Source organism: Pollutimonas thiosulfatoxidans (assembly GCF_004022565.1).
Classification (GTDB): domain Bacteria; phylum Pseudomonadota; class Gammaproteobacteria; order Burkholderiales; family Burkholderiaceae_B; genus Pusillimonas_D; species Pusillimonas_D thiosulfatoxidans.
The window spans coordinates 1,649,313-1,674,712 of the sequence record NZ_CP022987.1; the positions used below are offsets into that span (position 1 = coordinate 1,649,313).

22 protein-coding genes are annotated in these 25,400 nt (G+C 60.4%); 4 read left to right on the plus strand and 18 right to left on the minus strand.

Going from position 1 to position 25,400, the window contains the following annotated elements:
- Nucleotides 1-6: 6 nt before the first annotated feature.
- From rpsR to CKA81_RS07915, 7 genes are all read right to left on the minus strand, one after another.
- Nucleotides 7-279 (minus strand): 30S ribosomal protein S18, encoded by a 273-nt coding sequence (gene rpsR, locus CKA81_RS07885; protein WP_128354813.1) that lies wholly within the window; start codon nt 277-279, stop codon nt 7-9.
- Between the two features lie 95 nt (nt 280-374).
- Nucleotides 375-692, minus strand: a complete 318-nt coding sequence (gene priB, locus CKA81_RS07890) for a primosomal replication protein N (RefSeq protein WP_128354814.1) — start codon at nt 690-692, stop codon at nt 375-377.
- A gap of 26 nt (nt 693-718) precedes the next feature.
- Nucleotides 719-1,123 carry a 30S ribosomal protein S6 gene (gene rpsF / locus CKA81_RS07895; protein ID WP_128354815.1) on the minus strand — a complete coding sequence of 135 codons (405 nt, stop codon included), beginning with the start codon at nt 1,121-1,123 and terminating at the stop codon, nt 719-721.
- Nucleotides 1,124-1,301: 178 nt separating this feature from the next.
- Nucleotides 1,302-2,105, minus strand: a complete 804-nt coding sequence (gene folE2 / locus CKA81_RS07900; protein ID WP_128354816.1) for a GTP cyclohydrolase FolE2 — start codon at nt 2,103-2,105, stop codon at nt 1,302-1,304.
- A 64-nt stretch (nt 2,106-2,169) separates the two neighbouring features.
- Complete coding sequence (gene dxs / locus CKA81_RS07905; RefSeq protein WP_128354817.1) at nt 2,170-4,062, minus strand: 1-deoxy-D-xylulose-5-phosphate synthase; 1,893 nt, start codon at nt 4,060-4,062, stop codon at nt 2,170-2,172.
- Between the two features lie 66 nt (nt 4,063-4,128).
- The gene (locus CKA81_RS07910) at nt 4,129-5,043 is read right to left on the minus strand and encodes a polyprenyl synthetase family protein (protein ID WP_128354818.1); all 915 of its coding nucleotides are present in this window, start codon (nt 5,041-5,043) and stop codon (nt 4,129-4,131) included.
- 2 nt (nt 5,044-5,045) lie between these two features.
- Nucleotides 5,046-5,324, minus strand: coding sequence for an exodeoxyribonuclease VII small subunit (locus CKA81_RS07915; RefSeq protein WP_128354819.1), 279 nt, complete (start codon nt 5,322-5,324; stop codon nt 5,046-5,048).
- Between the two features lie 226 nt (nt 5,325-5,550).
- Between CKA81_RS07915 and CKA81_RS07920 the strand changes: the two genes are divergently transcribed.
- Nucleotides 5,551-6,705 (plus strand): aromatic ring-hydroxylating oxygenase subunit alpha, encoded by a 1,155-nt coding sequence (locus tag CKA81_RS07920; RefSeq protein ID WP_128354820.1) that lies wholly within the window; start codon nt 5,551-5,553, stop codon nt 6,703-6,705.
- On the opposite strand, the gene CKA81_RS07925 is transcribed toward CKA81_RS07920, so the two are convergent.
- Together CKA81_RS07925 and CKA81_RS07930 are read right to left on the minus strand one after the other, a co-directional pair.
- Nucleotides 6,694-7,563: a sulfurtransferase gene (locus tag CKA81_RS07925; protein ID WP_128354821.1), complete on the minus strand. Its 870-nt coding sequence runs from the start codon at nt 7,561-7,563 to the stop codon at nt 6,694-6,696. The two genes, CKA81_RS07920 and CKA81_RS07925, sit on opposite strands and share 12 nt — an antisense overlap.
- Complete coding sequence (locus tag CKA81_RS07930) at nt 7,556-8,473, minus strand: DMT family transporter (RefSeq protein WP_128354822.1); 918 nt, start codon at nt 8,471-8,473, stop codon at nt 7,556-7,558. Before CKA81_RS07930 ends, CKA81_RS07925 begins: the two co-directional genes overlap by 8 nt.
- A 149-nt stretch (nt 8,474-8,622) precedes the next feature.
- On the opposite strand from CKA81_RS07930, the gene htpX reads away from it, so the two are divergent.
- Nucleotides 8,623-9,504 (plus strand): protease HtpX, encoded by an 882-nt coding sequence (htpX, locus tag CKA81_RS07935; protein ID WP_128354823.1) that lies wholly within the window; start codon nt 8,623-8,625, stop codon nt 9,502-9,504.
- 8 nt (nt 9,505-9,512) lie between these two features.
- Here the strand turns inward: htpX and CKA81_RS07940 are convergent, their stop codons facing one another.
- Both CKA81_RS07940 and polA read right to left on the minus strand, forming a co-directional pair.
- On the minus strand, nt 9,513-10,301 hold the full coding sequence (locus CKA81_RS07940) for a dienelactone hydrolase family protein (protein WP_128354824.1): 789 nt from the start codon (nt 10,299-10,301) through the stop codon (nt 9,513-9,515).
- 41 nt (nt 10,302-10,342) lie between these two features.
- Nucleotides 10,343-13,060: a DNA polymerase I gene (polA, locus tag CKA81_RS07945; protein WP_128354825.1), complete on the minus strand. Its 2,718-nt coding sequence runs from the start codon at nt 13,058-13,060 to the stop codon at nt 10,343-10,345.
- Here polA and CKA81_RS07950 point away from each other — a divergent pair.
- Nucleotides 13,059-13,739, plus strand: a complete 681-nt coding sequence (locus CKA81_RS07950) for an LOG family protein (protein ID WP_128354826.1) — start codon at nt 13,059-13,061, stop codon at nt 13,737-13,739. The two genes, polA and CKA81_RS07950, sit on opposite strands and share 2 nt — an antisense overlap.
- Before the next feature lie 10 nt (nt 13,740-13,749).
- Nucleotides 13,750-15,231: an NAD-dependent succinate-semialdehyde dehydrogenase gene (locus tag CKA81_RS07955; RefSeq protein WP_128354827.1), complete on the plus strand. Its 1,482-nt coding sequence runs from the start codon at nt 13,750-13,752 to the stop codon at nt 15,229-15,231.
- Between the two features lie 69 nt (nt 15,232-15,300).
- On the opposite strand, the gene typA is transcribed toward CKA81_RS07955, so the two are convergent.
- The 7 genes from typA to CKA81_RS07990 form a co-directional block, all read right to left on the minus strand.
- Nucleotides 15,301-17,121 (minus strand): translational GTPase TypA, encoded by a 1,821-nt coding sequence (gene typA, locus CKA81_RS07960; protein ID WP_128354828.1) that lies wholly within the window; start codon nt 17,119-17,121, stop codon nt 15,301-15,303.
- A complete protein-coding gene (gene truB, locus CKA81_RS07965; RefSeq protein ID WP_128354829.1) occupies nt 17,118-17,873 on the minus strand; it encodes a tRNA pseudouridine(55) synthase TruB in 756 nt (251 codons plus the stop codon). The genes typA and truB overlap by 4 nt, the downstream gene beginning before the upstream one ends.
- Before the next feature lie 34 nt (nt 17,874-17,907).
- Nucleotides 17,908-18,318 carry a 30S ribosome-binding factor RbfA gene (gene rbfA, locus CKA81_RS07970; protein ID WP_128354830.1) on the minus strand — a complete coding sequence of 137 codons (411 nt, stop codon included), beginning with the start codon at nt 18,316-18,318 and terminating at the stop codon, nt 17,908-17,910.
- Nucleotides 18,319-18,320: 2 nt separating this feature from the next.
- Complete coding sequence (gene infB / locus CKA81_RS07975; protein WP_128354831.1) at nt 18,321-21,287, minus strand: translation initiation factor IF-2; 2,967 nt, start codon at nt 21,285-21,287, stop codon at nt 18,321-18,323.
- 63 nt (nt 21,288-21,350) lie between these two features.
- On the minus strand, nt 21,351-22,835 hold the full coding sequence (gene nusA, locus CKA81_RS07980; RefSeq protein ID WP_128354832.1) for a transcription termination factor NusA: 1,485 nt from the start codon (nt 22,833-22,835) through the stop codon (nt 21,351-21,353).
- A complete protein-coding gene (rimP, locus tag CKA81_RS07985) occupies nt 22,832-23,314 on the minus strand; it encodes a ribosome maturation factor RimP (protein ID WP_128354833.1) in 483 nt (160 codons plus the stop codon). The genes nusA and rimP overlap by 4 nt, the downstream gene beginning before the upstream one ends.
- 213 nt (nt 23,315-23,527) lie before the next feature.
- A complete protein-coding gene (locus CKA81_RS07990) occupies nt 23,528-25,303 on the minus strand; it encodes a pseudouridine synthase (protein ID WP_128354834.1) in 1,776 nt (591 codons plus the stop codon).
- Nucleotides 25,304-25,400: the final 97 nt, after the last annotated feature.

Here is a 25,400-nt window from a genome sequence, read left to right on the forward strand (position 1 = left end):
CCCGGATCAGTTGTGGTTATCGGTGTAAGGCAGCAGGGCCAGGAAGCGCGAACGCTTGATAGCGGTGTCGAGCTGACGCTGATAGTGGGCCTTGGTACCGGTTAGACGGGCAGGAATGATCTTGCCGTTTTCCTGGATGAAGTCACGCAGGGTGTCCAGGTCTTTGTAATCGATCTCGTCAACGTTCGCGGCTGTGAAACGGCAGAATTTGCGACGTTTGAACAGCGGATTCTGTTGCGTGAACTTGCGTTTTTCCTTGCTCTTCTTGAAGTAAGCCATGATGTGCCTCTTTAGTTTCCGGAACGTGTCCGGACTGTATATTCCATGCGCCTGGCGCAATATGCACCCGCGCGTTGATGTGCCATGAATTCCTGCTATACGACGACTGTCGCGTCGCCGGCAAAAACCCGATCCGCCTGCTGTATATGCAACACCAGCTTGCTTGCGCCTTTGCGTACCGGAGCTAAAAACCCCTGTATCGACAACGATGCACCCAGCGGGGTGTCAGCCAACAGCAAAGCGATGTCTCCCAGCGCCACCGCCGACAGTACCATTTCGACCCGGCGTAGCTGCCCGGCTTCCTGGACCTCGGAAGCGTGATCCAAGATCATTTCGACTGCAGGCAGACCTGCCGGGGTATAGCGCAATGGCTGGACCTCGAGGGCAGTAGCAGTCAAAACGAGCTGATTCACGAGTGGACGTGGGACACCAGCCCCATTTACTCGGCTTCAGCCGTCGTGGTGGGGGCAGGAGCGGGAGCCGACGTCGTTGCCTCGGCGCCTGCCTTGCGGGCCTCTTCGCGCTCGACCGATTTCATCATGACGGACGGTGCCGTGTGAGCCTTTTTGGCTTTGATGATCAGGTGGCGCAAGATGGCGTCGTTGTAGCGGAACGAATGCTCGAGTTCATCGAGAACGGTCTGTCCGCATTCGATGTTAAAGCACACATAATGCGCTTTGACGAGCTTCTGGATGGGGTATGCCAACTGGCGACGGCCCCAATCTTCCAAACGGTGGACCTGGCCGCCATTGCTGGTAACGACAGACTGATAGCGCTCGATCATGGCGGGCACTTGCTCGCTTTGATCGGGATGCACGATAAACACTACTTCGTAGTGACGCATAAAACACTCCTTGTGGATATCTTTTGGCTTCAAGGCCAAAAGGGTCAGCCCGCCAACCCAAACAAGGTTTATAGGCTAAATGCCTAGTCTTCTTTACAGTTGGTCGAGCAAGAAACAGCCAGTGATAATAGCATTTTGGCGCAATTCTGGCAATGGGCGGGTGCGAAGGGCGTAAGGCTTAGCCTTCGACCACCGCGTAGGCCGAGTGGTTATGTATGGATTCGAAATTCTCGGCCACCACCTTGTAGCGCTGAATTGCCGGCAAGTCTTGCAGCCGGGCCGCCACGTCGCGCACCAGGTCTTCGACGAATTTTGGATTCTCGTATGCGCGTTCAGTGACGAACTTCTCGTCCGTACGCTTGAGCAAGCCCCATAATTCGCAGGATGCCTCCTTTTCCACCATGCGGATCAAGCCATCAATATCGGCCTGGGCGCCATCAGCGTAGACAATTTCGACGGTAACGTGCGAGCGCTGGTTATGGGCGCCGTACTCTGAAATGGCCTTGGAGCACGGGCATAGACTGGTAACGGGAACCAGCACCACGGCTTCGAACTGCGTCGGCATGCCGGCCCGGGTACGGGCCGTCCATGTCACTTCGTAATCCATCAGGCTGACGACCTCCGACACCGGAGCAGTCTTGCTCATGAAGTACGGAAAGCTGGCGCTGATGTCGCCATGCTTTGCCTGGAGCAGCGGCAACATGTCGTCGGCCATCTGGCAAAATCCAGCGGGCGTCATGGGGATCCGGCGGTACTTTTCGAGCAAGGCCACAAAACGCGACATATGCGTACCCTTCTCGTGAGCCGGCAGGCCCACGGTAAGTTCCCAGTTGGCCACGGTAGCCTGAGGACCGTCGGTCGTCATCACCAGCATGGGATGGCGTACACCACGCACGCCTACGCGCTGAATCGCGATACGTCGCGTGTCTTGGCTGCTTTGCACATCGGGCATGGCAACCACCGGGTCTATCAAAATATTCATGAATTAAATGCCTGTAAAGCGCTACGGTTCAAGAGGCGCCACGTAGGGGAAGAGTAAGCTTACTTTACTTCAAATCAGCAGGCGCCTCTGCAATTGGAGGGCACAAGGCGCCGAAACGTTCCCGTATCGACCGCTCTATTCCGCGGGCATCCAGGCCCAGCTCGCTCAGGATGAAAGCCTGGTCTCCGTGATCGATGAACCGGTCCGGCAGGCCCAGCATCAGTAGCGGCACCTGAATGGACTGCGCGCTGAGAGATTCAAGCACAGCACTACCCGCCCCTCCCATAATGGCCGCTTCTTCCACCGTTACAAAGGCTGTGTGATTCTCGGCCAGACCGGCGAGCATGGCCTGATCCAGGGGTTTGACAAAGCGCATGTCGACCACCGTGGCGCCCAGGCTTTCGGCTGCCTGCGTTGCGTCCGGCAGCAAGGTGCCAAAGACCAGAATCGCGATGCCGCGCCCTTCGCGCCGCATGATCGCCTTGCCGATCTCGACGGTGTCGAGACTTTCGCTTACCGCCACGCCGCGCCCCGCGCCACGTGGATATCGGACCGATGCCGGCCCGGGATGCTGATAACAGGTGCTAAGCAGCAGGCGTGTCTCGTTTTCGTCCGACGGCGTCGCCACCACCATGTTGGGGATGCAACGCAAAAAGGCAATATCGAAGTTGCCCGCATGCGTGGCGCCGTCGGCACCGACTATTCCGGCGCGGTCCAGCGCAAAGGTAACGTCCAGGTTTTGCAGGGCCACGTCATGAATCAACTGATCGTAGCCGCGCTGCAGGAAGGTGGAGTAGATGGCCAGTACCGGCTTTTGCCCTTCGCAAGCCAGTCCGCCGGCGAAGGTCACTGCGTGCTGCTCGGCGATGCCCACATCGAAGTAGCGTGTGGGAAACTGCTGCTCAAACTGCACCAGTCCACTGCCCTCGCGCATGGCCGGCGTGATACCCACCAGGCGCTCGTCGGCAGCGGCCATGTCGCACAACCAGCGCCCGAACACCTGGGTAAAGGTTTGCCGCGACGGACTGCCGGACTTCTGGATACCGACATCGGGATCGAATTTGCCCGGACCGTGATAGAGCACGGGATCGGCTTCAGCAAGCTTGTAACCCTGCCCCTTCTTGGTCACGACGTGCAGAAACTGGGGACCGCCCAAGGCCTTCAGATTTTCCAGCGTGGGAATAAGGGCGTCCAGATCGTGGCCGTCGATGGGCCCGACATAGTTGAAGCCCAGCTCTTCGAACAAAGTTGCCGGTGACACCATGCCTTTGGCGTGACCTTCGAAACGACGCGCCAGCTCTAGCATGGTGGGCACGTGTTGCAGTACCGCCTTGCCGACGTTCTTGGCGGCCGCATAGAAGCCGCCCGACAGCAGTCGCGCCAGATAGCGGTTGAGCGCCCCCACCGGTGGAGAGATCGACATGTCGTTGTCGTTCAGTACCACCAGCACATTGACGTCTGGAGTCACCCCCGCATTGTTGAGCGCTTCGAAAGCCATGCCGGCGGTCATCGCGCCATCGCCGATCACGGCAATATGCTGGCGGTCCAGGCCTGCATTACGCGATGCGACCGCCATGCCCAGCACGGCAGAGATAGAGGTGGATGAGTGGGCGGTACCGAATGCGTCGTACTCGGACTCGCAGCGACGCGGAAAGCCTGAAATGCCGCCCGCCTGACGCAGCTGGGCCATTTGTTCGCGGCGTCCGGTCAGTATCTTGTGAGGATACGACTGATGGCCCACATCCCAGACTATGCGGTCAAATGGGGTGTTGAAGACATGATGCAAGGCGATCGTCAATTCGACCGTGCCCAGATTGGAGGACAGATGGCCGCCCGTTCTGGATACCGACCGAAGCACGAACTCGCGCAGTTCATCGGCAACCTCTTTGAGTTCGGCGCGGTCCAGGCCGCGCAGATCGGCCGGTGTATTGATGTGGTCAAGAGAGACAGTAGACATACGAATCATGAAATCCAGTGCAGAGTGCATTTTAGGCGCTCTGTGATACGGGCGTTAGCGGCGCGGTTAACGGTCTCGTCCGACGATGAAATCGGCGATCTCAGCCAGGCGGGCGGCGGACGGCCCCAGCGGTAGCAAGGCGTTGCGGGCCTGGGCATGCAAGGATTGCAGCAACTCGCGCGAACCCTCCAGCCCCATGCTCGAAACATAGGTCGGCTTGTTGCCGGCGGCGTCCTTGCCCGCCGTCTTGCCCAGCGTAGCAGTGTCGGCGGTGACATCCAGGATGTCGTCCACCACCTGGAACGCCAGCCCGATGGCGGCGGCATAGGTTTCCAGCCCCTGCCTTGCCGACGAGCCTGCCCCGGCCACGATGCCTCCCAACAAGACACTGGCTTCGAGCATGGCGCCCGTCTTCATGCTGTGCATCTGCTGCAGTTGTTCTGCGGCCAGTACTTTACCGACGCTCTCGCAATCGATGGCCTGACCGCCCACCATACCCAGGCTACCGGCCGACCGGGCCAGCAGTTGAGTCGCCTGCACGACCAGCGCAGGCGCAATCGGCATCAGGCCGATCAGCTCAAAAGCCAAGGGCTGCAAGGCATCGCCGGCCAGCATGGCGGTGGCTTCACCATATTTCACGTGTACCGTCGGCCTGCCCCGGCGCAAGGCATCGTCGTCCATGCAGGGCAAGTCGTCGTGTACCAGCGAATAGGCGTGGATCAGCTCGACCGCCGCAGCAGCGTGATCCAGGGCGATTTCCTGGGCGGAAGCGGCGGTACCGGCCGACAGCGATGCTTCGCCCGCGGCATAAACCAGGGCGGCACGTACCCGCTTGCCTCCACCCAGTACTGCGTAGCGCATGGCATCGTGCAAACTGCCGGGCACTACCGTGGACGCCGGCAGAGCCTGCTCGAGCACGCTTTCTATATGATGTACGCGGTCGGTCAGCCAGTCGGAAAAATCCAAGGTTCTACGCGGCATCCTTAACCCTCGTCACCCAGGGCGGCGCCCGGCATGGGCTTGAGCAGGTTCTCTTGCAATACCCGTACCTGTTGCTCGGCGTGATCGAGTCGTTGCTGGCAGATGCGGGCAAGTTCGACCCCGCGCTCGTAAGCCGCCAAAGACTGGTCCAGGGCCAGCGTGCCGTCTTCCATCTGGGCTACCAGCGATTCGAGCTGGGCCAACGCCGTTTCGAAGTCTTTGGGTAAATTAGCTGCGCTGTCGCCGCCGGGAGGCGTGGATCCCGTGTTGATGTCGTTCATGACGTATTCCGAAAATGCGGGGTGCCGTTACGGCGCCCGGTTCTGTACCAAGGCAAATTGTACGAGATGCTCGGCTTGGCTGCCCGAACGGGCTGCCGGCATACTTTTTGCCGGCTGCTTTCTGGGGTACACTTTTTGTTTACACATCATCATCGGCCAGTCCGTTTTTTTCTTCGCACCAGGGCTTTACAAATACCGCCCTGGTTTCATCACAGCGGGGGGAACCATGACCGATATCGGTCGGGAAGCGCATTTTGCGCCGGCACAAAGCCAGCTTTCAGTCAGCAGCTATTTTGACCCAGACGTTTTTGCCCAAGAGCAGGAACGCATTTTCAAGAATTCCGCAATTTACATCGGCCACGAAAAGCTCGTCCCCGAAGTGGGCGACTGGCGCACCCTGGCACAAGAGCATGCCGGGCGTGTGCTGGTGCGCAATGCCGGCGGCGTCGAACTGATCTCCAACGTTTGCCGACACCGGCAGGCCATCATGCTGGGCGGACGGACAGGTCAAGTCACCGACCCGGGCAGCGCCCACGGCAATCTGCAAGACACGGGCGGCAACATCGTGTGCCCGCTGCACCGCTGGACCTACAGCAAGCAAGGCAAATTGCTGGGTGCACCGCAGTTTCCCCAGACACCTTGCATGGACCTGGCGCGCTACACCTTGAAAAACTGCCATGGTTTGTTGTTCGAGGGACCACGCGACCCAGCCGCCGACATGGCTGCGCTGTTCCAACGGCCGGAGTTCGATTTCAGCGACTACGTTCTCGACCACGTCGAAGTGCATCAATGCCACTACAACTGGAAAACCTTCATTGAAGTCTATCTGGAGGACTACCACGTCGGGCCGTTCCACCCCGGCCTGGGTAAATTTGTTACCTGCGACGACCTGGAATGGGAATTGGCCGACTGGTACAGCTCTCAGCGGGTCGGGATCAACCAGTCCCTGAACCAGCCCGGCACGGAGGTCTATCGCCAGTGGCACGATCGCCTGCTGGATTACCGTGGCGGCGACGAGCCCGACTTTGGCGCTGTGTGGGTAACTTATTTTCCGACCCACATGATAGAGCTCTACCCTCACGTGCTGGTGCTGTCGACGGTTCACCCGGTCAGCCCACAGGAAACCCTCAATATTGTGGAATTCTATTATCCGGAAGACATCGCAGCGTTCGAGCGCGAATTCGTCCTGGCACAACGCGCCGCCTATATGGAAACCGCCATTGAAGATGACGAGATAGCCGAACGCATGGATGCCGGACGCCTCGCGCTGATGCGCCGTGGCGTCAACGAGGCCGGGCCTTACCAGTCGCCCATGGAAGACGGCATGCAGCACTTCCACGAGTGGTACCGTCTCATGATGGAAGACGCCTCAGGCCTCTGATCGGGCCACCGGCCGAGCGGGATCGCTGCACCACTCGCTCCAGGAACCCGGATACACGGCAGAGCCTGGCAACCCGGCCAGTTCCATGGCAAAAAGGTTATGGCAGGCGCTTATGCCCGAGCCGCACTGGTGTACCATCTGCGCCGCATCGCGGCCCTGCAACAACGCATCGAATTCGTGGCGAAGCTCGGTGACAGGACGGAAGCGCCCGTCCGGCCCGACATTAAGGTTGCTGGGACGATTCAGTGCACCAGGGATGTGGCCGGCCACCGGATCCAGCGGCTCGGTCTCACCGCGATAGCGCTCCGCTGAGCGCGCATCCAACAAGGTGAATGCGGGCGCATCCAGATTGGCCAGCACCGCCTGCACGTCGACCGTCTTCATGCCAGGCGCTGCAGGCAAACCGAGATCCTGGACCGCTTGCGCCTCGGTAAGTCGGGGGCTGTTGGAGCCGGTCTCGACCGCGCCACCAGCGGCCACCCACGCAGGCCAGCCTCCGTTCAGCACAACGACCTTGTCGTGGCCCAGCCAGCGCAGCATCCACCAGACATGGGAGGCAAACATGCTGTTGCCGCCGTCGTAGACCAACACCCGCGACTGCCGCGTCAAGCCCTGCGTACGCATGAACGCGGCGAACTCCTGGCGCTCGGGCAAGGGGTGACGCCCGTTGCGACCGGTTTTGGCAGCCGACAACTGCTGTTCATGATCGAGAAACAAGGCACCAGGAATATGCCCCTGTTCGTAGGCATGGCGGCCAGCGGCAGGATCGGCAAGATCGTGGCGCACGTCGAACACCAGCCATTCGCGCGAGGGAAGTTTATCGCGCAGGGCAGAAGCCTCTATCAATAAATCAAGCACTACCGGTCTCCTGTGTTGCTGTAGGTGGAGCGGCCGGAGCGGGGCTGGCTTGCCCACGCATGACCCGGTCTTCGCTATAAGTGCGCCAGATGGACAGTAGCCCGGAAGCAATGATCAGCGCCATCCCTGCCCATGCCAGGATATCGGGCGCGTCGTCCCAAAAGGCAATGCCCAACATGGCTGCGAAGATAATAGTTGTATATTGCAAGGCCGCCGTCAATAGCGCGGAACCCAAACCGAAGGCCCGCGTCATTGCCAACTGCCCGACCAGGCCGAACAGGCCGACTCCAGTAAGGGCCAGCCATGCCGCAATACCGATGTCGCGCCAGCCGTACACGGCGATGCCGACCACGCCGGACAAGCAGGCAAAGCAAGAGAAAATGAAAACAGTGCGCCACTCGGGTTCGCCGATACGGCCCAACTTTCGGATCTGCATCATGGCGACAGCAGACATGGCGCCGGCGCACAGCCCCAAGGTAGCGGCAAAAAAATGGTCGTGCCCGATGCTGGGGCGCAGGACAGCGACCACGCCGATAAAGCCCAGCATCACGGCGACGATGCGCACGGGATCACGCTGCGTGCCGCCCCACCCGAGCATCCATCCAGCGATGAACAGCGGCGCGGTGTAGTTCAGGCTGATAGCCGTCGACAGGGGCAGGTGCGCAATGGCATAGAACCCCAGCCACATCGAGGCGATGCCCGTCAGGTTGCGCCAGATATGCAGTGTCCAACTGGAGGGCCTGAGGCTTCTATGCGTGGCCTGCGTCCAGAAGAAAAGCAAGATGACAGAGGGCAGACCGCGAAACAGGACGACGTGGGGTAGGGTCGCGCCATAATCTGAAGCGACTTTGATGCACGCCCCCATCGCAGCAAACATCAAACTCGCCAGCAACATCCACAGAGACTGCATGCACTCAACCGAAATTCAGATTAGACGCCAAGCCGTTACTATACTCTGATGGATGGAAAGAAATATGGCTGGCGGCCGCTTTAAATTGCGGAACCTGCCACCATATTCCAAGTCATAATCCTGCTCGCGACTTTCTGAATATAAAAAACATGAAACGAATTTTTCTCTTCCTCTTGACCAACATTGCCGTCATGCTGGTGCTCAGCGCCACCATGAGTATCCTGGGCGTCGGCCGCTACCTGACCGCCAACGGCCTGGACCTGACCCAACTGCTGATTTTTGCCGCTCTGATCGGCTTCACCGGAGCGATCTTTTCGCTGCTGATCAGCAAATGGATGGCCAAAAGGTCGACCGGTGCCCGCGTGATCGACCCGCAGGCCCCGGCCACGGCACAAGAGGCCTGGTTGGTCGACACGGTCCACCAACTTGCTGATCGTGCCGGCATCGGCAGGCCGGAAGTCGCCATCTACGACGGCGCACCCAACGCCTTTGCCACCGGCGCGTTCAAGAACGATTCCCTGGTGGCCGTATCCACGGGCTTGTTGTCCAGCATGTCCGAAGAAGAAGTGGCGGGCGTACTGGCCCATGAGGTTGCCCACATCGCCAATGGCGACATGATCACCCTCACCCTGATCCAGGGCGTGGTCAACACCTTCGTTATTTTTCTTGCCCGTGTCGTGGGCTACTTTGTGGATCGGGTCGTCCTGAAAAATGACCGCGGCGTTGGCCTGGGCTATTACGCGACCGTCATCGCCTGCGAGATTGCGTTCGGGATACTCGCTTCAATTATCGTGGCGTGGTTCTCGCGCCAGCGCGAATACCGCGCTGATGCCGGCTCGGCCCGGTTGCTGGGCTCGCGCGAACCCATGATACGGGCGCTGGCCCGTCTGGGTGGTGTCGAAGCAGGCGAACTGCCCAAGGCATTCCAGGCGTCCGGTATCTCCGGCGGCGGCGCCATCAGCGCCATCTTTGCTTCGCACCCGCCCATAGCGGCACGCATACACGCATTGCAAACCGCCCCGACCTTGTAACCGTGGGTTCAGACCAGATACTGGTCGAACCAGGCCAGGCACTTGGCCCAGGCGTCTTGCGCATCCTGCGCAACATAACTGGGCCGATAGTCGGCATAGAAAGCATGGCCTGACTTGGGATAGACGACAAGCCTGGACTGCTGGGCTATCGGTCCGCCCTCTGCCAACGCGGCCTCCATGCGGCGCACATCCTCAAGCGGGATGCTGCTGTCCTTCCCGCCATACAGTCCAAGCACGGGCGCACGCAATTGCGCGGCCACGTCCACAGGATGACGTGATTGCAGCGGACCATGGCCGGTGGCAAGCTTGCCGTACCACGCAACCCCTGCCTTGCAGCGGTCGCTGTGCGCGGCGTACATCCATGTCAGGCGGCCGCCCCAACAAAATCCGGTCACGCCCAGCCGTGTAATATCGCCACCCTGCGTTGCGGCCCAGTCTGCGCTGGCGTCCAGGTCGGCCAACACTTGTTCATCGGGCACTTTGGCAACGATGTCGCGTATGAGCGCAGCAGTGTCGGTGTACTGGCCGGCATCGCCCTGACGCTGATACAGCTCTACGGCGACGGCCAGGTATCCCGCCTGGGCGTAGCGGCGGCAGACGTCCCGGATATGTTCGTGCAGGCCGAAGATTTCCTGTATGACCAACACCACTGGTGGCGCTGGCACGTCGGCAGGCGCCGCATAATACGCGGGTATCGTGCCGTCGAAAGTAGGCATTTGCACCTGCCCTTCGCGCAAGCCACTCGTGTCGGTATGGATGGTACTTGCAGCCAGCCCGGTAATGCGAGAAAAAGACATATCGGCTCCTTGGTGGGTTCAATAAGCTTGCCAGCGGGCAATCAGTGAGCCTGCTCCCAGTTGGGGCCCTGGCCCACTTCGGCAACCAGCGGTACGACCAGCTTGGCCACATTGCACATCAGGTCGGGCAAGCGGCTGGCGACCAGGTCTACTTCCTGCATTGGGACGTCGAGCACCAGTTCGTCATGTACCTGCATGACAAGCAGCGTCTGCAGCTTCTCGGCGTGTATCCAGTCCTGTACCGCCACCATGGCCATCTTGATCAGGTCGGCTGCCGTACCTTGCATGGGTGCGTTAATGGCGGCACGTTCGGCGGCGGCCTGGCGTGGACCTTTGGCGCCGCGCAGTTCGGGCAGCCAAAGGCGTCGTCCGAACACGGTCTCGACATAGCCCAGTTCGCGTGCCATGCGCTTGGTCTGCTCCATATACGCCGCTACCCCCGGATAGCGCGTGAAGTATCGATCGATATAAGCCCTGGCCGCGTCCCGCGTGATGCCCAGGTTGGAAGCCAGGCCGAACTCGCCCATGCCGTAAATCAAGCCGAAATTGATCGCCTTGGCGGCGCGTCGCTGTTCGGAAGATACGTCTCCTGGTGCAACCCCGAATACTTCGGCTGCGGTTGCCCTATGTATGTCGTCGCCCTGCTCAAAAGCGCGGCACAGGTTCTCGTCATCGGAAACGTGGGCCATCACACGCAGTTCTATCTGAGAATAGTCGGCCGAGACCACCTTGCCCAAAGAGGACACAAAGGCCGCCCGAACACGTCGCCCTTCCGCCGTGCGCACGGGTATGTTCTGCAGGTTGGGATCGGACGAGGCCAGCCTGCCGGTTATGACCGCCGCCTGTGCATAGCGCGTATGCACGCGTCCCGTACTGGGGTTGATCATCCGGGGAAGCTTGTCGGTGTAGGTCGACTTGAGCTTGGCCATGCCGCGGTATTCCAGCAATAGCGCCGGCAAGGGATAGTCGCGCGCCAGCTTGGTCAGCACGTCTTCGTCGGTCGATGGCGCGCCACTGGCTGTCTTGCGAACCACGGGCAATTCCATGCGCTGAAAAAGGACCTCGCCCAGCTGCTTGGGCGAATTCAAGTTGAAGGGCTGGCCTGCCAGCGCATAAGCCTGCTCTTCCAGTGCCAGCAGTTGCTGGCCCAATTCGTGGCTTTGCCTGGCCAACAAGGCGGCATCGATGGCCACGCCATTGCGTTCTATGGTCGTCAATACAGCCGACACCTTGACCTCAAGCTGATAGATGGCGTCCAGGCCGGGGTCGGTCGCGACCTTGGGGCGCAGGGTCTGGTGCAGTTGCAAGGTGAAGTCTGCATCCTCGCATGCGTAGAAAGAGGCCGTCTGCACATCGACTTCGTCAAAGCAGATCTGTTTGGCGCCCTTGCCGCAAAGATCCTCGTACGTCGTGCCGGTACGGCCGAGCCAGCGCTCGGCCAGCTCTTGCATATTGACGCGCCGGTGCGATTCGAGCACATAGGCCTGCAACATCGTGTCTTCAGTGATGCCGGCCAGCGCCACGCCTTCATTCAACAATACATGCGCGTCGTACTTGGCGTTGTGCAGCAGTTTGGCCGCGCCGGCGTTCTCGAGCCAGGGGCGCAGGGTATCGAGCACCTGTTGTTTGGGAAGCTGCTCGACCCGATCGGGGCCACGATGGCCCACGGGAATATAGCAGGCCACACCGGGTTGCACCGACAGCGACAAGCCGACCAGGCGGGCCACCATGGGATCAAGCGAGGTGGTTTCAGTGTCCAGGGCAACAAGCTCGGCCCCTTGCACCAGCGTCAACCACCGCCCGAGTGCTTCGGCATCCAGTATGGTTTCATAATCGGTAGTGGCCGGGGCGGCGGGGACCTCTTCGGGCACACGGCTGTCCTGGGCCGGCACACGCTCGCTGTCGCCGCTAAGCTCGCGCAGCCAGGTGCGAAACCCGTATTCGTCATACAACTGAATCAGGGCGTCCAGATCTTGCGCACGGGGTGTAAGGCCAGCCAGGCCTTGCGCCAGATCCGGAATTTCGCAGTCGGTCTTGACCGTCAAGAGCTGCCGCGTCATGGGAAAGTCGCCAAGCGCGGCCCGCAGGTTCTGCCCTGCCACGCCCTTGATGGCATCCGCATTCTGGACCAGGGCATCGACACTGCCGAACTCTGCCAGCCACTTGGCTGCGGTCTTGGGGCCCACCTTGGGCACCCCGGGAATATTGTCCACCGAATCGCCGGTCAACATTAAAAAGTCTACAATCTGTGCTGGGGACACACCAAATTTTTTCATGACGCCCGCGATATCCTGGCGTTCTCCACTCATGGTGTTGACCAGCTCAACATGCTCATTGACCAACTGAGCCAAGTCCTTGTCACCGGTCGATATCACCGTCCGCACGTCCTCTAGCGTGGCGCGACACGCCAATGTACCGATAATGTCGTCCGCCTCTACGCCCGGCACCGCCAATACAGGCCATCCCAGGGCAGTAACCGCCCTGTGTATGGGCTCGATTTGTGCTGAGAGTTCGTCGGGCATCGACGGTCGGTTGCCCTTGTACAGAGGGTAGATATCGTCGCGAAAAGTCTTTCCACGAGCATCGAAAACGCAGGCGGCGTAGTCCGCCTTGTAATCAACCAGCAGTCTCCTTAACATGGAGATGACCCCATAGAGCGCGCCGGTGGGCTCTCCCTTGGCGTTTCTCAGGTCGGGCATCGCATGATAAGCCCGATACAGGTAGCTGGAACCATCAACAAGCAACAAGGTTTTTTTCATGTCAAACAATAGAATAGTACGTTTGCCGGCAAGCGAGCAGATCCCTGCGATTATGTCAGAGATGAAGGCCGCTGCCGAAACATTGCGGGAAATCGGCTGGGGTGTCAGCGTGTTTGGCAGCGCCCGGATCCGGCCCGACTCTCCTTATTATGCGTTAAGCGAAGGCGTGGGAGCCCGCCTGGCCAAAGCCGGCCTGCCCGTTATCGCAGGCGGGGGCCCGGGCATCATGGAAGCTGCCAACAAGGGGGCCTTCGAAGCAGGCGGCCATAGCGTGGGGCTTAATATCAAACTGCCCCGCGAGGCCAGCAACAACCAATACCAAACCCACAGCCTCACGTTCGACTACTTCTATTCGCGCAAAGCCACCTTCTTCATGCATAGCGCGGCCTATATCGCGCTGCCCGGTGGATTCGGCACGCTGGACGAACTGTTCGAAGTCCTGACCCTGGTTCAGACCCGTAAGGTTCCGCCGGCTCCCATCGTGTTGATCGGCACGGAATTCTGGTCGGGGCTCATCGATTGGATCAAAAGTGAACTATTATTTAATCAACTTATCGGCCCGCACGATCTGGACCTGCTCACGATAACTGACGACCTCGACGTCGTGATGAGCAAAATAGAAACATTCTGCGCCGATTTTGCCGAAGAGCGCGAAGTAGCGCCCGCCCTCCCCCAATAACGGATAGACCATGAACGTTACCGACCTGCCCCACCCCCTGAAAGACCCCGCACTGTTCAAGACGCAGTCGTATATTGATGGCACATGGGTGCACGCGCCAGACGGCAGCACCTTTGCTGTCGACAATCCGGCCAACGGCAAGCCCATCGCCCAAGTGGACAACATGGGAGTGGCCGACGCCGAAAACGCCATACGCGCGGCCAATAAGGCGTTTCGTCCCTGGCGGGCACGAACGGGCAAGGAAAGAGCCGAGATCCTGCGCCGCTGGTTTGATCTCATCATTGCCAATGCCGAAGATCTCGCGCAATTGATGACACTGGAACAGGGCAAGCCGATCGCCGAATCACGAGGCGAGATCGTCTATGGCGCTTCATTTGTCGAGTGGTTCGCCGAACAGGCCAAGCGCGTCAGCGGTGACATCATGGCTTCGCCCAACAAGGCCAACCGCATGCTGGTCATGCGCGAACCCATCGGTGTGTGCGCTGCGATTACGCCCTGGAATTTCCCCAACGCCATGATCACCCGCAAAGTGGCGCCCGCGCTGGCCGCAGGCTGCACCGTCATCCTTAAACCGGCCGAACAAACCCCGCTGTCGGCGCTGGCACTTGCCGAGCTGGCACATCGGGCCGGCATTCCCGCAGGCGTGCTTAACATCATCACGGCAGACAGCGAGCGCTCCATCGACATCGGCAAAACGCTGTGCGACAGCCCAGTCGTGCGCAAGCTGACGTTCACCGGATCGACCCCGGTGGGACGCATCCTGATGCAGCAAAGCGCGCCTACCCTCAAGAAGCTGTCGCTCGAGCTTGGCGGCCACGCTCCCTTCATCGTGTTCGAAGATGCCGACCTGGACGCTGCCGTCGAGGGGGCCATGATCGCCAAATACCGCAACGCGGGACAAACCTGCGTTTGCACCAACCGCATCTACGTTCATGCGTCGGTCTACGATAGCTTCCTCGAGAAATTCACCGCCAAGGTCACCAACCTGAAGGTGGGCGATGGCTTTACCGACCAGGTGACCCAAGGCCCACTGATCGACGATGCCGCGGTCGCCAAGGTGCGCGAGCACGTCAAAGATGCACTTGGCAAGGGTGCAAAAATCGCCACGGGTGGCAAAGACCATGCAATGGGCGGGCGATTCTTCCAGCCCACCGTACTGTCCGACATTACCGAAGAGATGCTGTGCATGCGCGAAGAGACCTTCGGTCCGCTCGCACCCGTTGTCAAGTTCACTGACGAGGCCCATGTTATTGAATTGGCCAACAACACCGAGTATGGCTTGGCGTCCTACTTCTACAGTCGCGATGTGGCACGCATATTCCGCGTCGCCGAAGCACTGGAGTACGGCATGGTAGGCGTCAATACCGGACTGATCTCCAACGAAGTCGCGCCCTTCGGCGGCGTCAAGCAGTCAGGCCTGGGCCGCGAAGGTTCTGTATACGGCATGGACGATTTCATGGAAATAAAATACGTATGCCTGGGCGGCATGTAGACCGTAGTCCCAAAAACATAACGCCCCATACGAATATGGGGCGTTATGGGTTGGCAGACAGCGTCTAGCTTAACTGGCCTCGCGCGACATGCGGCGACGCTCGTGCTCTTGCAGATAGCGCTTGCGCAGGCGTATGGATTTCGGCGTGACCTCAACCAGCTCATCGTCGCTGATGAACTCCACTGCGTACTCGAGCGTCAACTGTATGGGCGGTACCAGGTCGATATGCTCGTCCTTGCCGGATGAGCGCACGTTGGTGAGCTTCTTCTCCTTGATAGGGTTCACGACCAGGTCGTTGTCGCGGCTGTGGATGCCGATGATCATGCCTTCGTACACAGGTTCCTGCGGCGACACGAACATACGGCCACGTTCCTGAAGTTTCCACAAGGCATAGGCCACTGCGGTGCCGTCGTCCTGGCTGATCAGCACCCCATTTCGGCGTTCGCCCACACCACCTTCCCTCATGGGCGCATAGTCGTCGAAAATATGGCTCATCAGGCCGGTACCACGCGTCAAGGTCATGAACTCGCCCTGGAATCCGATCAGGCCGCGAGCCGGAATGCGGTACTCCAGACGCGTACGTCCGCGGCCGTCGGCCTGCATATCCTGCAGATCGCCCTTGCGCCGGCCCAATTCTTCCATCACGCCGCCCTGGTGGGCGTCTTCGACGTCCACGCTCAGCAGTTCGTACGGCTCCATGCGTACGCCGTCCTGCTCTTTGAGCAAGACACGGGGACGCGAGACGGCAAGCTCGTAACCTTCGCGACGCATGTTTTCCAGCAGAATAGTCAGGTGCAGTTCGCCACGGCCACATACTTCGAATACCGTATCGTCATCGGTTTCGTTAACCCGTAGCGCTACGTTGGCCTTCAGCTCGCGATCCAGGCGGTCGCGCAATTGGCGGCTGGTTACGAACTTGCCTTCGCGACCCGCCAGCGGCGAGGTATTGACCATGAAGTTCATGGTCAATGTGGGCTCGTCGATGCGCAGCATCGGCAAAGCATCCGGTTGCGAGGGGTCAGTAATGGTGCAACCAATGCCGATCTCGTCCAGACCGTTGATCAGAACAATATCGCCGGCCTGAGCCTCTTCGACTTGCACACGCTCCAGACCCTTGAACTTGAGCACCTGGTTGACGCGGCCCTTGATGGGCTCTCCGTCCGGACCGAACTTGATGACGATATCCTGGGCAGCGCGCAAGCGTCCGCGATTGATACGCCCCACGCCTATCTTGCCAACGTAGGTGCTGTAGTCCAACGAAATGACCTGCATCTGCAAGGGTCCGTCCGGATCGTCCTCGCGCTGGGGCACATGACGAAGTATGGCGTCGAACAGCGGACGCATGTCGCCATCGCGCACATCAGCGGTCAAGCCGGAATAGCCCGAAAGGCCAGACGCATAAATCACCGGAAAGTCCAGTTGTTCTTCGGTGGCGCCCAGCTTGTCGAACAGATCGAAAGTGGCGTTGATGACGAAGTCCGGACGCGCGCCGGGACGATCTATCTTGTTGACGACCACGATGGGCTTCAGACCCAATGCAAGCGCCTTGCGCGTCACAAAACGGGTCTGCGGCATGGGCCCTTCAACGGCATCGACCAGCAGCACCACACCGTCCACCATGGACAGCACGCGCTCGACTTCGCCGCCGAAATCCGCGTGTCCCGGGGTATCGATGATATTGATGTGCGTGCCTTCATACTGTACCGAGCAGTTCTTGGCCAGGATGGTGATCCCGCGTTCTTTTTCGATGTCGCCGGAATCCATCACGCGTTCGGTAAGTGCTTGATTATCGCGGAAGGTTCCGGACTGACGCAGCAACTGATCCACTAATGTGGTCTTGCCATGGTCGACGTGGGCGATGATGGCCACATTGCGCAAAGCGCGATTCATAATTCATCCTTTGGTGTAATAGTTTCCGGCGACAGACCGGCGGGCAAGGCGTCCAGGGCAATCAAGACCGTCTGAGGTGCAGCCATGGCTTGCAAAGCCTCCAGTCCCACTGCGTCGCTCAACTGGAAAGGCCCGACGCTGGTGCGTCGAAGTGCTTTCAGATGCGCCCCACAGCCAAGCTGGCGTCCAATGTCTTGAGCCAGGGTACGAATATATGTTCCCTTGCTGCACTGAACCTGGATGACCGCCTCAAGCCCGTCCAGGCTCAAGAGTTCCAGTTGATAAATGGTGACAGGCCGGGCCGGCCTGTCCAATTCTATGCCTTGCCGCGCGTACTCGTACAAGGGCTTTCCATCGCGCTTCAAGGCCGAGTACATCGGCGGAATTTGCAGGATGTCACCCCGGAACTGGGCAAGCACTTGCTCCAGGGCCTCGCGCTCGGGGCCCTGATGGCCTTCCGGCGCGGTACTGACAATGTTACCGGTCAGGTCACCCGAGTCGGTTTCCTGCCCAAAGCGGATCGTCGCAACATAGCCCTTGTCCGCCTCCAGCATCTGACCGGACAACTTGGTTGCGCGACCCAGGCAGCATACCAACAGGCCGGTGGCGAAAGGATCGAGTGTGCCGGTATGGCCAGCCTTGCGGGCATCCAGTGCGCGCTTGGCCCGCTGCAAGGCGTGGAAGCTCGATAAACCTTCCGGTTTATCCAGCAACAAGACACCATCGAGCATCTGCCCGCGTCGGGAAGCCATCGTTTATAAATCCATGAAAAAAAACGACAGCCTCTTAAGGCTGCTCGTCCGGATCCTCGGGTTCCGAGGGCTTGAACACTTCAGCCTGAGGCCGATTGGCCTGATCGATCAGCTGCGACAAGGCCAGGCCGCGAGCGAGCTGGTCGTCGTGGATGAAGCGCAAGGTGGGCACAGTATGGATGTGCAGCATCTTGAACAGCAGGGAGTGCAACCAGCCTGCTTTCTCTGCCAGGGCCGCCGTGGCCGTTTCCGGCTCGGCACCCATGACCGTGAAATAGACCTTGGCGTGCGCATAGTCGGCCGAGAGCTCGACACCCGTAAGCGTAATAAGCCCAGCCCGCGATATGTCGAGTTCGCGCTGTATCAGGCCGGCCAGATCCTTTTGGATCTGATCGGCCAGCCGGGTATTGCGCCCCGGATTTGGTTTGGACTTGTGTCGACCCATTATTACAGCGTCCGGGCGATTTCTTTGATTTCAAAGACCTCGAGCTGGTCGCCGACTTCGATATCGTTATTGCCCTTGAGGGTGATACCGCAATCGAAGCCCGACTTGACTTCCTTGACATCGTCTTTGAAGCGACGCAGGGAGTCGATCCAGCCCGTCCAGTGCACCACATGGTTGCGCAACAGGCGCACCTGGGCATCGCGTCGCACGACACCGTCGGTGACCATGCAACCTGCAATATTGCCGATACGCGACACGCTGTAGACCTCGCGGATCTCGACCATGCCGATGACTTCTTCGCGCTTCTCGGGCGCCAGCATGCCGGACAAAGCCTGACGTACGTCGTCTACCGCATCGTAAATGATGTTGTAGTAGCGCAAGTCGATACCGTTGTTGTCGGCCAGCTTCTTGGCGCTTTGCTCGGCGCGTACGTTAAAGCCGATGATCACGGCGTTCGAGGCAATCGCCAGGTTGACGTCGCTTTCCGAGATACCGCCCACGGCGGCATGCACGACTTGCACACGGACCTCGTCGGTGGACAGCTTGGTAAGCGAGGACACCAGCGCTTCTTGCGAGCCCTGCACGTCCGTCTTGACGATAAGTGCCAAAGTTTGCGTGCCTTCGCCCAGGTTGTCGAACATGGACTCGAGTTTGGCCGCCTGCTGGCGCGCCAGCTTGACGTCGCGGAACTTGCCCTGACGGAACAGCGCGATCTCGCGGGCCTTGCGTTCGTCGACCATGGCGATGACTTCGTCACCCGCCGCCGGCACATCGGTAAGGCCTTGGATCTCGACTGGCATGGAAGGACCGGCACTGGTGACAGGCTTGCCATTCTCGTTGAGCATGGCTCGCACGCGGCCATAGCTTGCGCCGGCCAGCACCGCATCACCGCGGTTCAAAGTGCCGCTCTGCACAAGGATGGTCGCCACCGGACCGCGACCCTTGTCGAGGCGCGCTTCGATCACGATGCCCTTGGCGGGTGCATCGACCGCAGCGGCGAGCTCAAGGATCTCGGCCTGCAGCAGCACGTTCTCGAGGAGGTTATCGATGCCTTCGCCCGTCTTGGCAGAAACGCCAATGAAGGGGACGTCGCCACCGTACTCTTCGGGCACGACTTCTTCCGCGACAAGTTCTTGCTTTACCCGCTCTGGATTGCCGTCGGGCTTGTCGATCTTGGTAATGGCGACCACCAGCGGCACACCTGCTGCCTTGGCATGATGGATGGCCTCTTTGGTTTGCGGCATGACGCCGTCGTCCGAAGCAACCACAAGAATGACAATGTCGGTCGCCTTGGCGCCGCGTGCACGCATGGCGGTAAACGCCTCGTGGCCCGGGGTGTCCAGGAAGGTGACCATGCCGCGATCGGTTTTGACGTTATACGCCCCGATATGCTGGGTAATGCCACCCGCTTCGCCCGACGCGACCTTGGCGCGGCGAATGTAGTCAAGCAAGGACGTCTTGCCGTGATCGACGTGGCCCATCACGGTTACGACCGGTGCACGCGGCAAGGTTTCGGCCTCGGGACCTTCTGCAATCTCGAGGAAGGCTTCCGGGTCGTCGAGCTTGGCCGCGATAGCCGTATGGCCGAGCTCTTCGACCACGATCATGGCGGTTTCCTGGTCGAGCACCTGATTGATGGTGACCATCTGGCCCAACTTCATCAGGTGCTTGATGACCTCGGCGGCCTTGACTGACATCTTGTGAGCCAGGTCGGCCACAGAAATGGTTTCAGGCACATGGACTTCACGCGCGATGAACTCGACCGGTTGAATTTCCTTGCGTTCGGGTTGCGCATTGCGACCACGACCGCGGGCATTGCCGCCCTTGTTGCCCTTGCCCGCCTTGCCGCCGGCACGCCAGCCGTCGCGGCTGGGGCTGGCAGGTGGGGCGTCGGCCTTGGCAGCCGGCTTCTTGCGCCCGCTGTCATCTGTCCAGGACGATGACACCTCGGACGCCTTGATGACTTTCTTGACGTCGCCGGGAGCGCCCTTGGCGTCTTTCTTGGCGCCCTTGACACCAGCAGGCTTGTGCAACGTACCGGATATACCAGGGGCCTCGGGCTCGGGAGCTTTCAAGACCTTGCGAGGACGGTTAAGCATATCGCGCAAGGCAGCGGCTTCAGCCTCGGCTGCCTGACGGGCGCGTTGACGGTCTTCGTCTTCTACGGGCTCGACGGCTGACGTACGCTTGGCGGCCGTCTTGGTGCCGCGAGCGGCTGTCTTCGCAGGAGCTTTTGCAGCAGGCTTCTCGGGAGCCGCAGTGACAGACGCGGTTTCGGGAGCCGCTACGGGCGCAGTTTCGGACGGCGCTGCAGGCTCGGGGTCGGTCGCGGCGGCAGGCGCTTGCGCGACCGGCTCGGCCGACTCGGCCGGCGTTGCAACTTCGGCTTCAGCCTTGTCGGCAGCAGCAGCCTCTTGAACAGGCTTGGCGTCTGCGACAGGCTCAGGCTGTGCGGGCTGTTCGGCCGGCACTGCTTCCTGGACTGGCGCTGCTTCGGGCTCTACCGGCTTGTCTGCCGCTTGCGGCGAAACCATATCGGCGACAGGTGTTGCGGCAGCCTGGGCTTCGGGTGCCTGACCAGCCTCGGGCACAGGCGCAGCGAGTGCAGCGTCGAGATTGTCGGGTGCTTGGTCGGCGACTTCGCTACGAGCGGCTTCTGCCACCAGCTCGGAGGGATCGCGCTTGACGAACACGCGCTTCTTGCGCACCTCGACCTGGATGGTGCGCGAACGGCCGGAGCCGTCAGCCTGCCGGATTTCGGAGGTTTGACGGCGCGTCAAGGTTATTTTCTTGCCCTCGTTTCCGCCATGTGCACGGCGTAACGAATCAAGGAGTTTCGCCTTATCCGCGTCGGTGACGGCATCGTCAACCGACTTGAGTTCAACGCCAGCGGAACGCAACTGCTCCAGCAGTGCGTTCGCAGGCATTTTCAGTTCAACAGCGAACTGGGCGACGGTGTTACTCGGCATTCGACTCTCTCTTGCTTACTACAACTATTTTCAATAAACACACCTTGGGTTGCCACTAGTGTGTCAAGCGTCGTCTTCAAACCAGTGAGCCCGGGCGCGCATAATCATTTGACTTGCTTCGTCTTCGGTCAAACCGGTAATTTCGGACAACTCGTCGGTGGCCAGTTCTGCCAGGTCGTCGAGGGTGAGAACCTCGGCATCGGCCAGCTTGGCAACCAGTTCAGGCGTGATTCCTTCTATTTCCAGCAAATCCTGGGCAACCGTCTGCACACGCTCTTCCTGGGCGATTGCCTCGGTCAGCAGTGCGTTACGGGCACGGGTGCGCAGTTCGTTGATCGTGTCTTCATCGAAGGCTTCGATCTCGAGCAACTCCTGCATGGGCACGTAGGCGATCTCTTCCAGCCCGGTGAACCCTTCATCGATCAGGATGTCGGCCACTTCTTCATCGACATCCAGCTTGCTGATGAACGCCGCGCGCAGGCCGGTACGCTCTTCTTCCTGGCGATTCTGGCTTTCTTCGGGCGTCATGATGTTGATCTGCCAACCCGTGAGCTCGGAAGCCAGGCGCACGTTCTGGCCGCGGGCGCCGATGGCCTTTGGCAGGTTCTCGGCGTCGACCACGACGTCCATGGCGTGCTTGTCTTCATCGACCACGATGGAGTCGACATGAGCGGGCGCCAGCGCGCCAATAACGAACTCGGCCGGATCATCCGCCCACAGAACGATATCGACTTGTTCGCCGCCCAATTCGTTGCGCACTGCGGTGACGCGCGACCCGCGCATGCCCACGCAAGTGCCGATCGGGTCGATGCGCTTGTCGTAGGCAACCACCGCGATCTTGGCGCGTACGCCCGGATCGCGAGCCGCCGCCTTGATCTCGAGCAGGCCTTGTTCGATTTCAGGCACTTCGTTCTCGAACAACTGACGGATGAACTCGGGCGCCGTACGCGAAAGAATGACCTGCTGGCCTCTGGCTGCATGATCGACACGCAACACCCAGGCGCGTATGCGATCGCCCACCCGGATGTTCTCTTTGGGGATGAGTTCGCTGCGGGGCAAGCGGGCTTCGATCTTGCCGGTTTCGATAATGGCATCGCCCTTGTCCATGCGCTTGACCGTACCGGACACGATGTTTTCACCGCGGTCCAGGAAGTCGCTAAGGACTTGTTCGCGCTCGGCATCGCGGATGCGCTGCAGGATGGCCTGCTTGGCAGCCTGGGCACCAATGCGACCGAACTCTTCGGGCTCGAGCGCCTCTTCTATATAGTCGCCCACTTCGATACCCGGGACGATTTCCTGGGCGTCTGAATAGAGCTCTTGCTGATCGGGCTCTTGCAAGCCCGCATCGTCGGGCACGACCAGCCACCGGCGGTAACCTTCGTGCTCGCCGGTAACGCGGTCTATGGTGACGCGGATATCGGCGTCTTCCTTGAAGCGTTTTTTCATGGCGGAAGCCAACGCATTTTCAAGCGCACCAAAAACCACTTCGCGCGTTACGTTTTTCTCACGCGCCAGGGCGTCGACCAATAAAAGAATTTCGCGACTCATCGCTTCTTACCCTTGAAATCTAGAATGGGATCCAACTTGGCCCGATCGACATCGTCGAAAGTGAAGTCAAGTACTTGCGCGTCGGGCTCGGTGCCCTCGAGCACCAGGCCGAACACCGGTGTAGCGACACTGGCCGCATCCTCGGGCACGCGCAGCATGCCGACAAACACCTTACGATTATCGATAGCTTCACGCAGTCGGATTTCGACACGCTGATCGGCAGACCGAATGAAGTCGGCGACGCGCTTGAGCGGCCGATCGGTGCCAGGAGAGCCAACCTCGAGACGCTTGTAGTCGATGTTTTCCACCTCGAATACGCGCGACAACTGTTTTGAAACCTGCTCGCAGTCCTCGATTCGCACACCCTCCGGGCGGTCGATGGTAACGCGCAGCAACCCAAGGGGCGCGCGTTCTACGTCGATAAGCTCGACTTCCATTCCGGCCAGAGCCTCTTGTGTTAAAGCGAATATATCTGCCATAAAATCCAAAAAAAATGGGCTGTATGCACCAGCCCACTGTTATTGCCGCCAATATTGCCGTAGTTGCTACCTACTTGTTACCGCCCTGCGGCAAAAACAATATAGCTGTAAAGCCCTACATTCTAACAGAATCTCAATAAAAATCCTGTGATGTCTAGGCCTTACCTTTAAAAAGCAACAGTGGGCGGCAAGTGCCGCCCCCGGTACGTCCGACTACCTGTTACGACCGCCGCCCAGCTTGCCCAGGTGCGACTCGTGCGCCGACGCCCCGCGAGGCTGCCAATCGTCGCCGCGTGCTGCGGAGCTGCGGGCGCGACCGCCGGTGTTGCCGGTTGCTTTGGGCTTGGCGCTGCCGCGAGGGCCACGCGCTGGCTTGGGCGCTCCTGCCTTGGGACCAGCGCCGCCCGGCTTGGGGCCTCCGGGCTTGGCCGAACGGGTGGACCGCCGACGTGGGTCTGCCGGTGCAGCGTTCTCGTCGCGCGGACCCCGTGGCTGCCCTGCCGGCTTGCGACCCTTCCCGGCCGGCTTGGCCCGGCCACTGCCGTTGCCATTAGGGTGGCCGTTGGCCAAACCGCCACTGAAGCTAAGGCCGGTACCGTAGGGATCAGACGGATAGCTTTCTGCCACCGAACCGCGCACTGTCCGACCGCCCGACAACTTGCCGCGACGCCCGAGCTTGGCGCCGTTCATGCCATTGCGCTCCATGGTGCCAAACCCTGGTGGCAAGGCGCTATCGTGCGAGGCAGGCTGCCGCTCGCGGCGACCGTCGTCATCGCCGTCATCTTCGCGCAACAGCCCAAGCTGCAACATCAGGGCGTTGACCAGGGAACCATCCAGCTCTTCCCACCGGCCGCGGCGTAAATTGCGTGGCAATACCACTTCACCGAATCGAGTGCGTATCAGGCGGCTTACCGTCACACCTGCCGCCTCGAACATGCGGCGGACTTCGCGATTGCGGCCTTCCTTCAGTGTGACGCGGTACCAGCGATTGCTGCCCTCGCCCCCCAAATAGTCCAGCGAACCGAACTGCGCCATCCCGTCCTCAAGGGCGATGCCCTTGAGCAGGCTGGCCTGCTGCTCTTCGCCGAGCTCGCCCAAAACGCGCACAGCGTACTCGCGCTCGGCGCCATAGCGTGGATGCATCAGACGGTTGGCCAGATCGCCCGATGTGGTCAGGATAAGCAGGCCTTCGGTGTTCAGATCCAGACGGCCTACCGAGAGCCACTTGCCCACTCGCATCTTGGGCAGACGCGCAAATACGGTAGCGCGACCTTCAGGGTCGTCGTGGCTGACGATCTCGCCGGCCGGCTTGTGATACAGGATGATGCGCGGCGGCTTCTTCGCACTTGGACGAGTAATGACGCGGCCGTTGACGCGAACCTGATCGTTCTCGCCAACCCGCTGTCCGATATGAGCCGGCTCGCCGTTGACGGATACCCGGCCGGCAATAATGAGCTCTTCCATCTCGCGACGAGAACCGACTCCGGCTTCGGCCAGCACCTTGTGCAGCTTGGGCATCAGCGCGTCGCTGCCCAGGTACTTGCCCAAGCGTTGCGCCATCGGCGCAGCAGTCTCGAGATAGGCCAGGGCCTGCTCGGCATCGTTCTCGGCTTCGGCTGCCTGGGCCGGCTCGGCTGGCTTGGGACCGCGCCCGCGGCCACGCGCCGGCCCAGCCGCCGGGCTACCCGCGCCCGGGCCAGCCGCCGTCTTGTCAGCGGGTTTACGGCGTCGAGGGTTTCTTGGGGGCTTGGCCGCAGCGGCGGCTTCGGCCGAGTCTGTCGGCGCAGCTTCTCCATCGGGCGCACCCGTTGACGTTGCGTTGGCGCCCTCAGTCGGCGCATCGCCGCGTCGGCGACGAAAGGGCGTACGCAATTTGCGGCCCTTGCCGCGCGTCGACGTGGGCTGGCCGCCATCAGCAGCATGATCGGCTTGATCGACTGCTGGAAGCTTGCCAGCGGCGGAACCGTGTTCTTCGTTGATATCACTCATTTTCTTTCTGGTACTCCGTTTGTATCTGTTCTTCCACCGATGGCTGCGCATCGTCGGCATTAATGATGGCGTTACGTTCGCCTGGGTCTGCGTCCGG

Bases quoted from the DNA above. Each gene is read 5' to 3' on its own strand.
- polA (WP_128354825.1), bottom strand. From the start codon at position 13,060: ATGAAAAAAACCTTGTTGCTTGTTGATGGTTCCAGCTACCTGTATCGG.
- typA (WP_128354828.1), bottom strand. From the start codon at position 17,121: ATGAATCGCGCTTTGCGCAATGTGGCCATCATCGCCCACGTCGACCAT.
- infB (WP_128354831.1), bottom strand. From the start codon at position 21,287: ATGCCGAGTAACACCGTCGCCCAGTTCGCTGTTGAACTGAAAATGCCT.
- htpX (WP_128354823.1), top strand. From the start codon at position 8,623: ATGAAACGAATTTTTCTCTTCCTCTTGACCAACATTGCCGTCATGCTG.
- rpsR (WP_128354813.1), bottom strand. From the start codon at position 279: ATGGCTTACTTCAAGAAGAGCAAGGAAAAACGCAAGTTCACGCAACAG.
- folE2 (WP_128354816.1), bottom strand. From the start codon at position 2,105: ATGAATATTTTGATAGACCCGGTGGTTGCCATGCCCGATGTGCAAAGC.
- truB (WP_128354829.1), bottom strand. From the start codon at position 17,873: ATGGCTTCCCGACGCGGGCAGATGCTCGATGGTGTCTTGTTGCTGGAT.
- CKA81_RS07990 (WP_128354834.1), bottom strand. From the start codon at position 25,303: ATGAGTGATATCAACGAAGAACACGGTTCCGCCGCTGGCAAGCTTCCA.
- CKA81_RS07920 (WP_128354820.1), top strand. From the start codon at position 5,551: ATGACCGATATCGGTCGGGAAGCGCATTTTGCGCCGGCACAAAGCCAG.
- dxs (WP_128354817.1), bottom strand. From the start codon at position 4,062: ATGTCTACTGTCTCTCTTGACCACATCAATACACCGGCCGATCTGCGC.
- rbfA (WP_128354830.1), bottom strand. From the start codon at position 18,318: ATGGGTCGACACAAGTCCAAACCAAATCCGGGGCGCAATACCCGGCTG.
- rpsF (WP_128354815.1), bottom strand. From the start codon at position 1,123: ATGCGTCACTACGAAGTAGTGTTTATCGTGCATCCCGATCAAAGCGAG.
- CKA81_RS07910 (WP_128354818.1), bottom strand. From the start codon at position 5,043: ATGCCGCGTAGAACCTTGGATTTTTCCGACTGGCTGACCGACCGCGTA.
- nusA (WP_128354832.1), bottom strand. From the start codon at position 22,835: ATGAGTCGCGAAATTCTTTTATTGGTCGACGCCCTGGCGCGTGAGAAA.
- CKA81_RS07955 (WP_128354827.1), top strand. From the start codon at position 13,750: ATGAACGTTACCGACCTGCCCCACCCCCTGAAAGACCCCGCACTGTTC.
- CKA81_RS07915 (WP_128354819.1), bottom strand. From the start codon at position 5,324: ATGAACGACATCAACACGGGATCCACGCCTCCCGGCGGCGACAGCGCA.
- CKA81_RS07940 (WP_128354824.1), bottom strand. From the start codon at position 10,301: ATGTCTTTTTCTCGCATTACCGGGCTGGCTGCAAGTACCATCCATACC.
- rimP (WP_128354833.1), bottom strand. From the start codon at position 23,314: ATGGCAGATATATTCGCTTTAACACAAGAGGCTCTGGCCGGAATGGAA.
- CKA81_RS07950 (WP_128354826.1), top strand. From the start codon at position 13,059: ATGTCAAACAATAGAATAGTACGTTTGCCGGCAAGCGAGCAGATCCCT.
- CKA81_RS07930 (WP_128354822.1), bottom strand. From the start codon at position 8,473: ATGCAGTCTCTGTGGATGTTGCTGGCGAGTTTGATGTTTGCTGCGATG.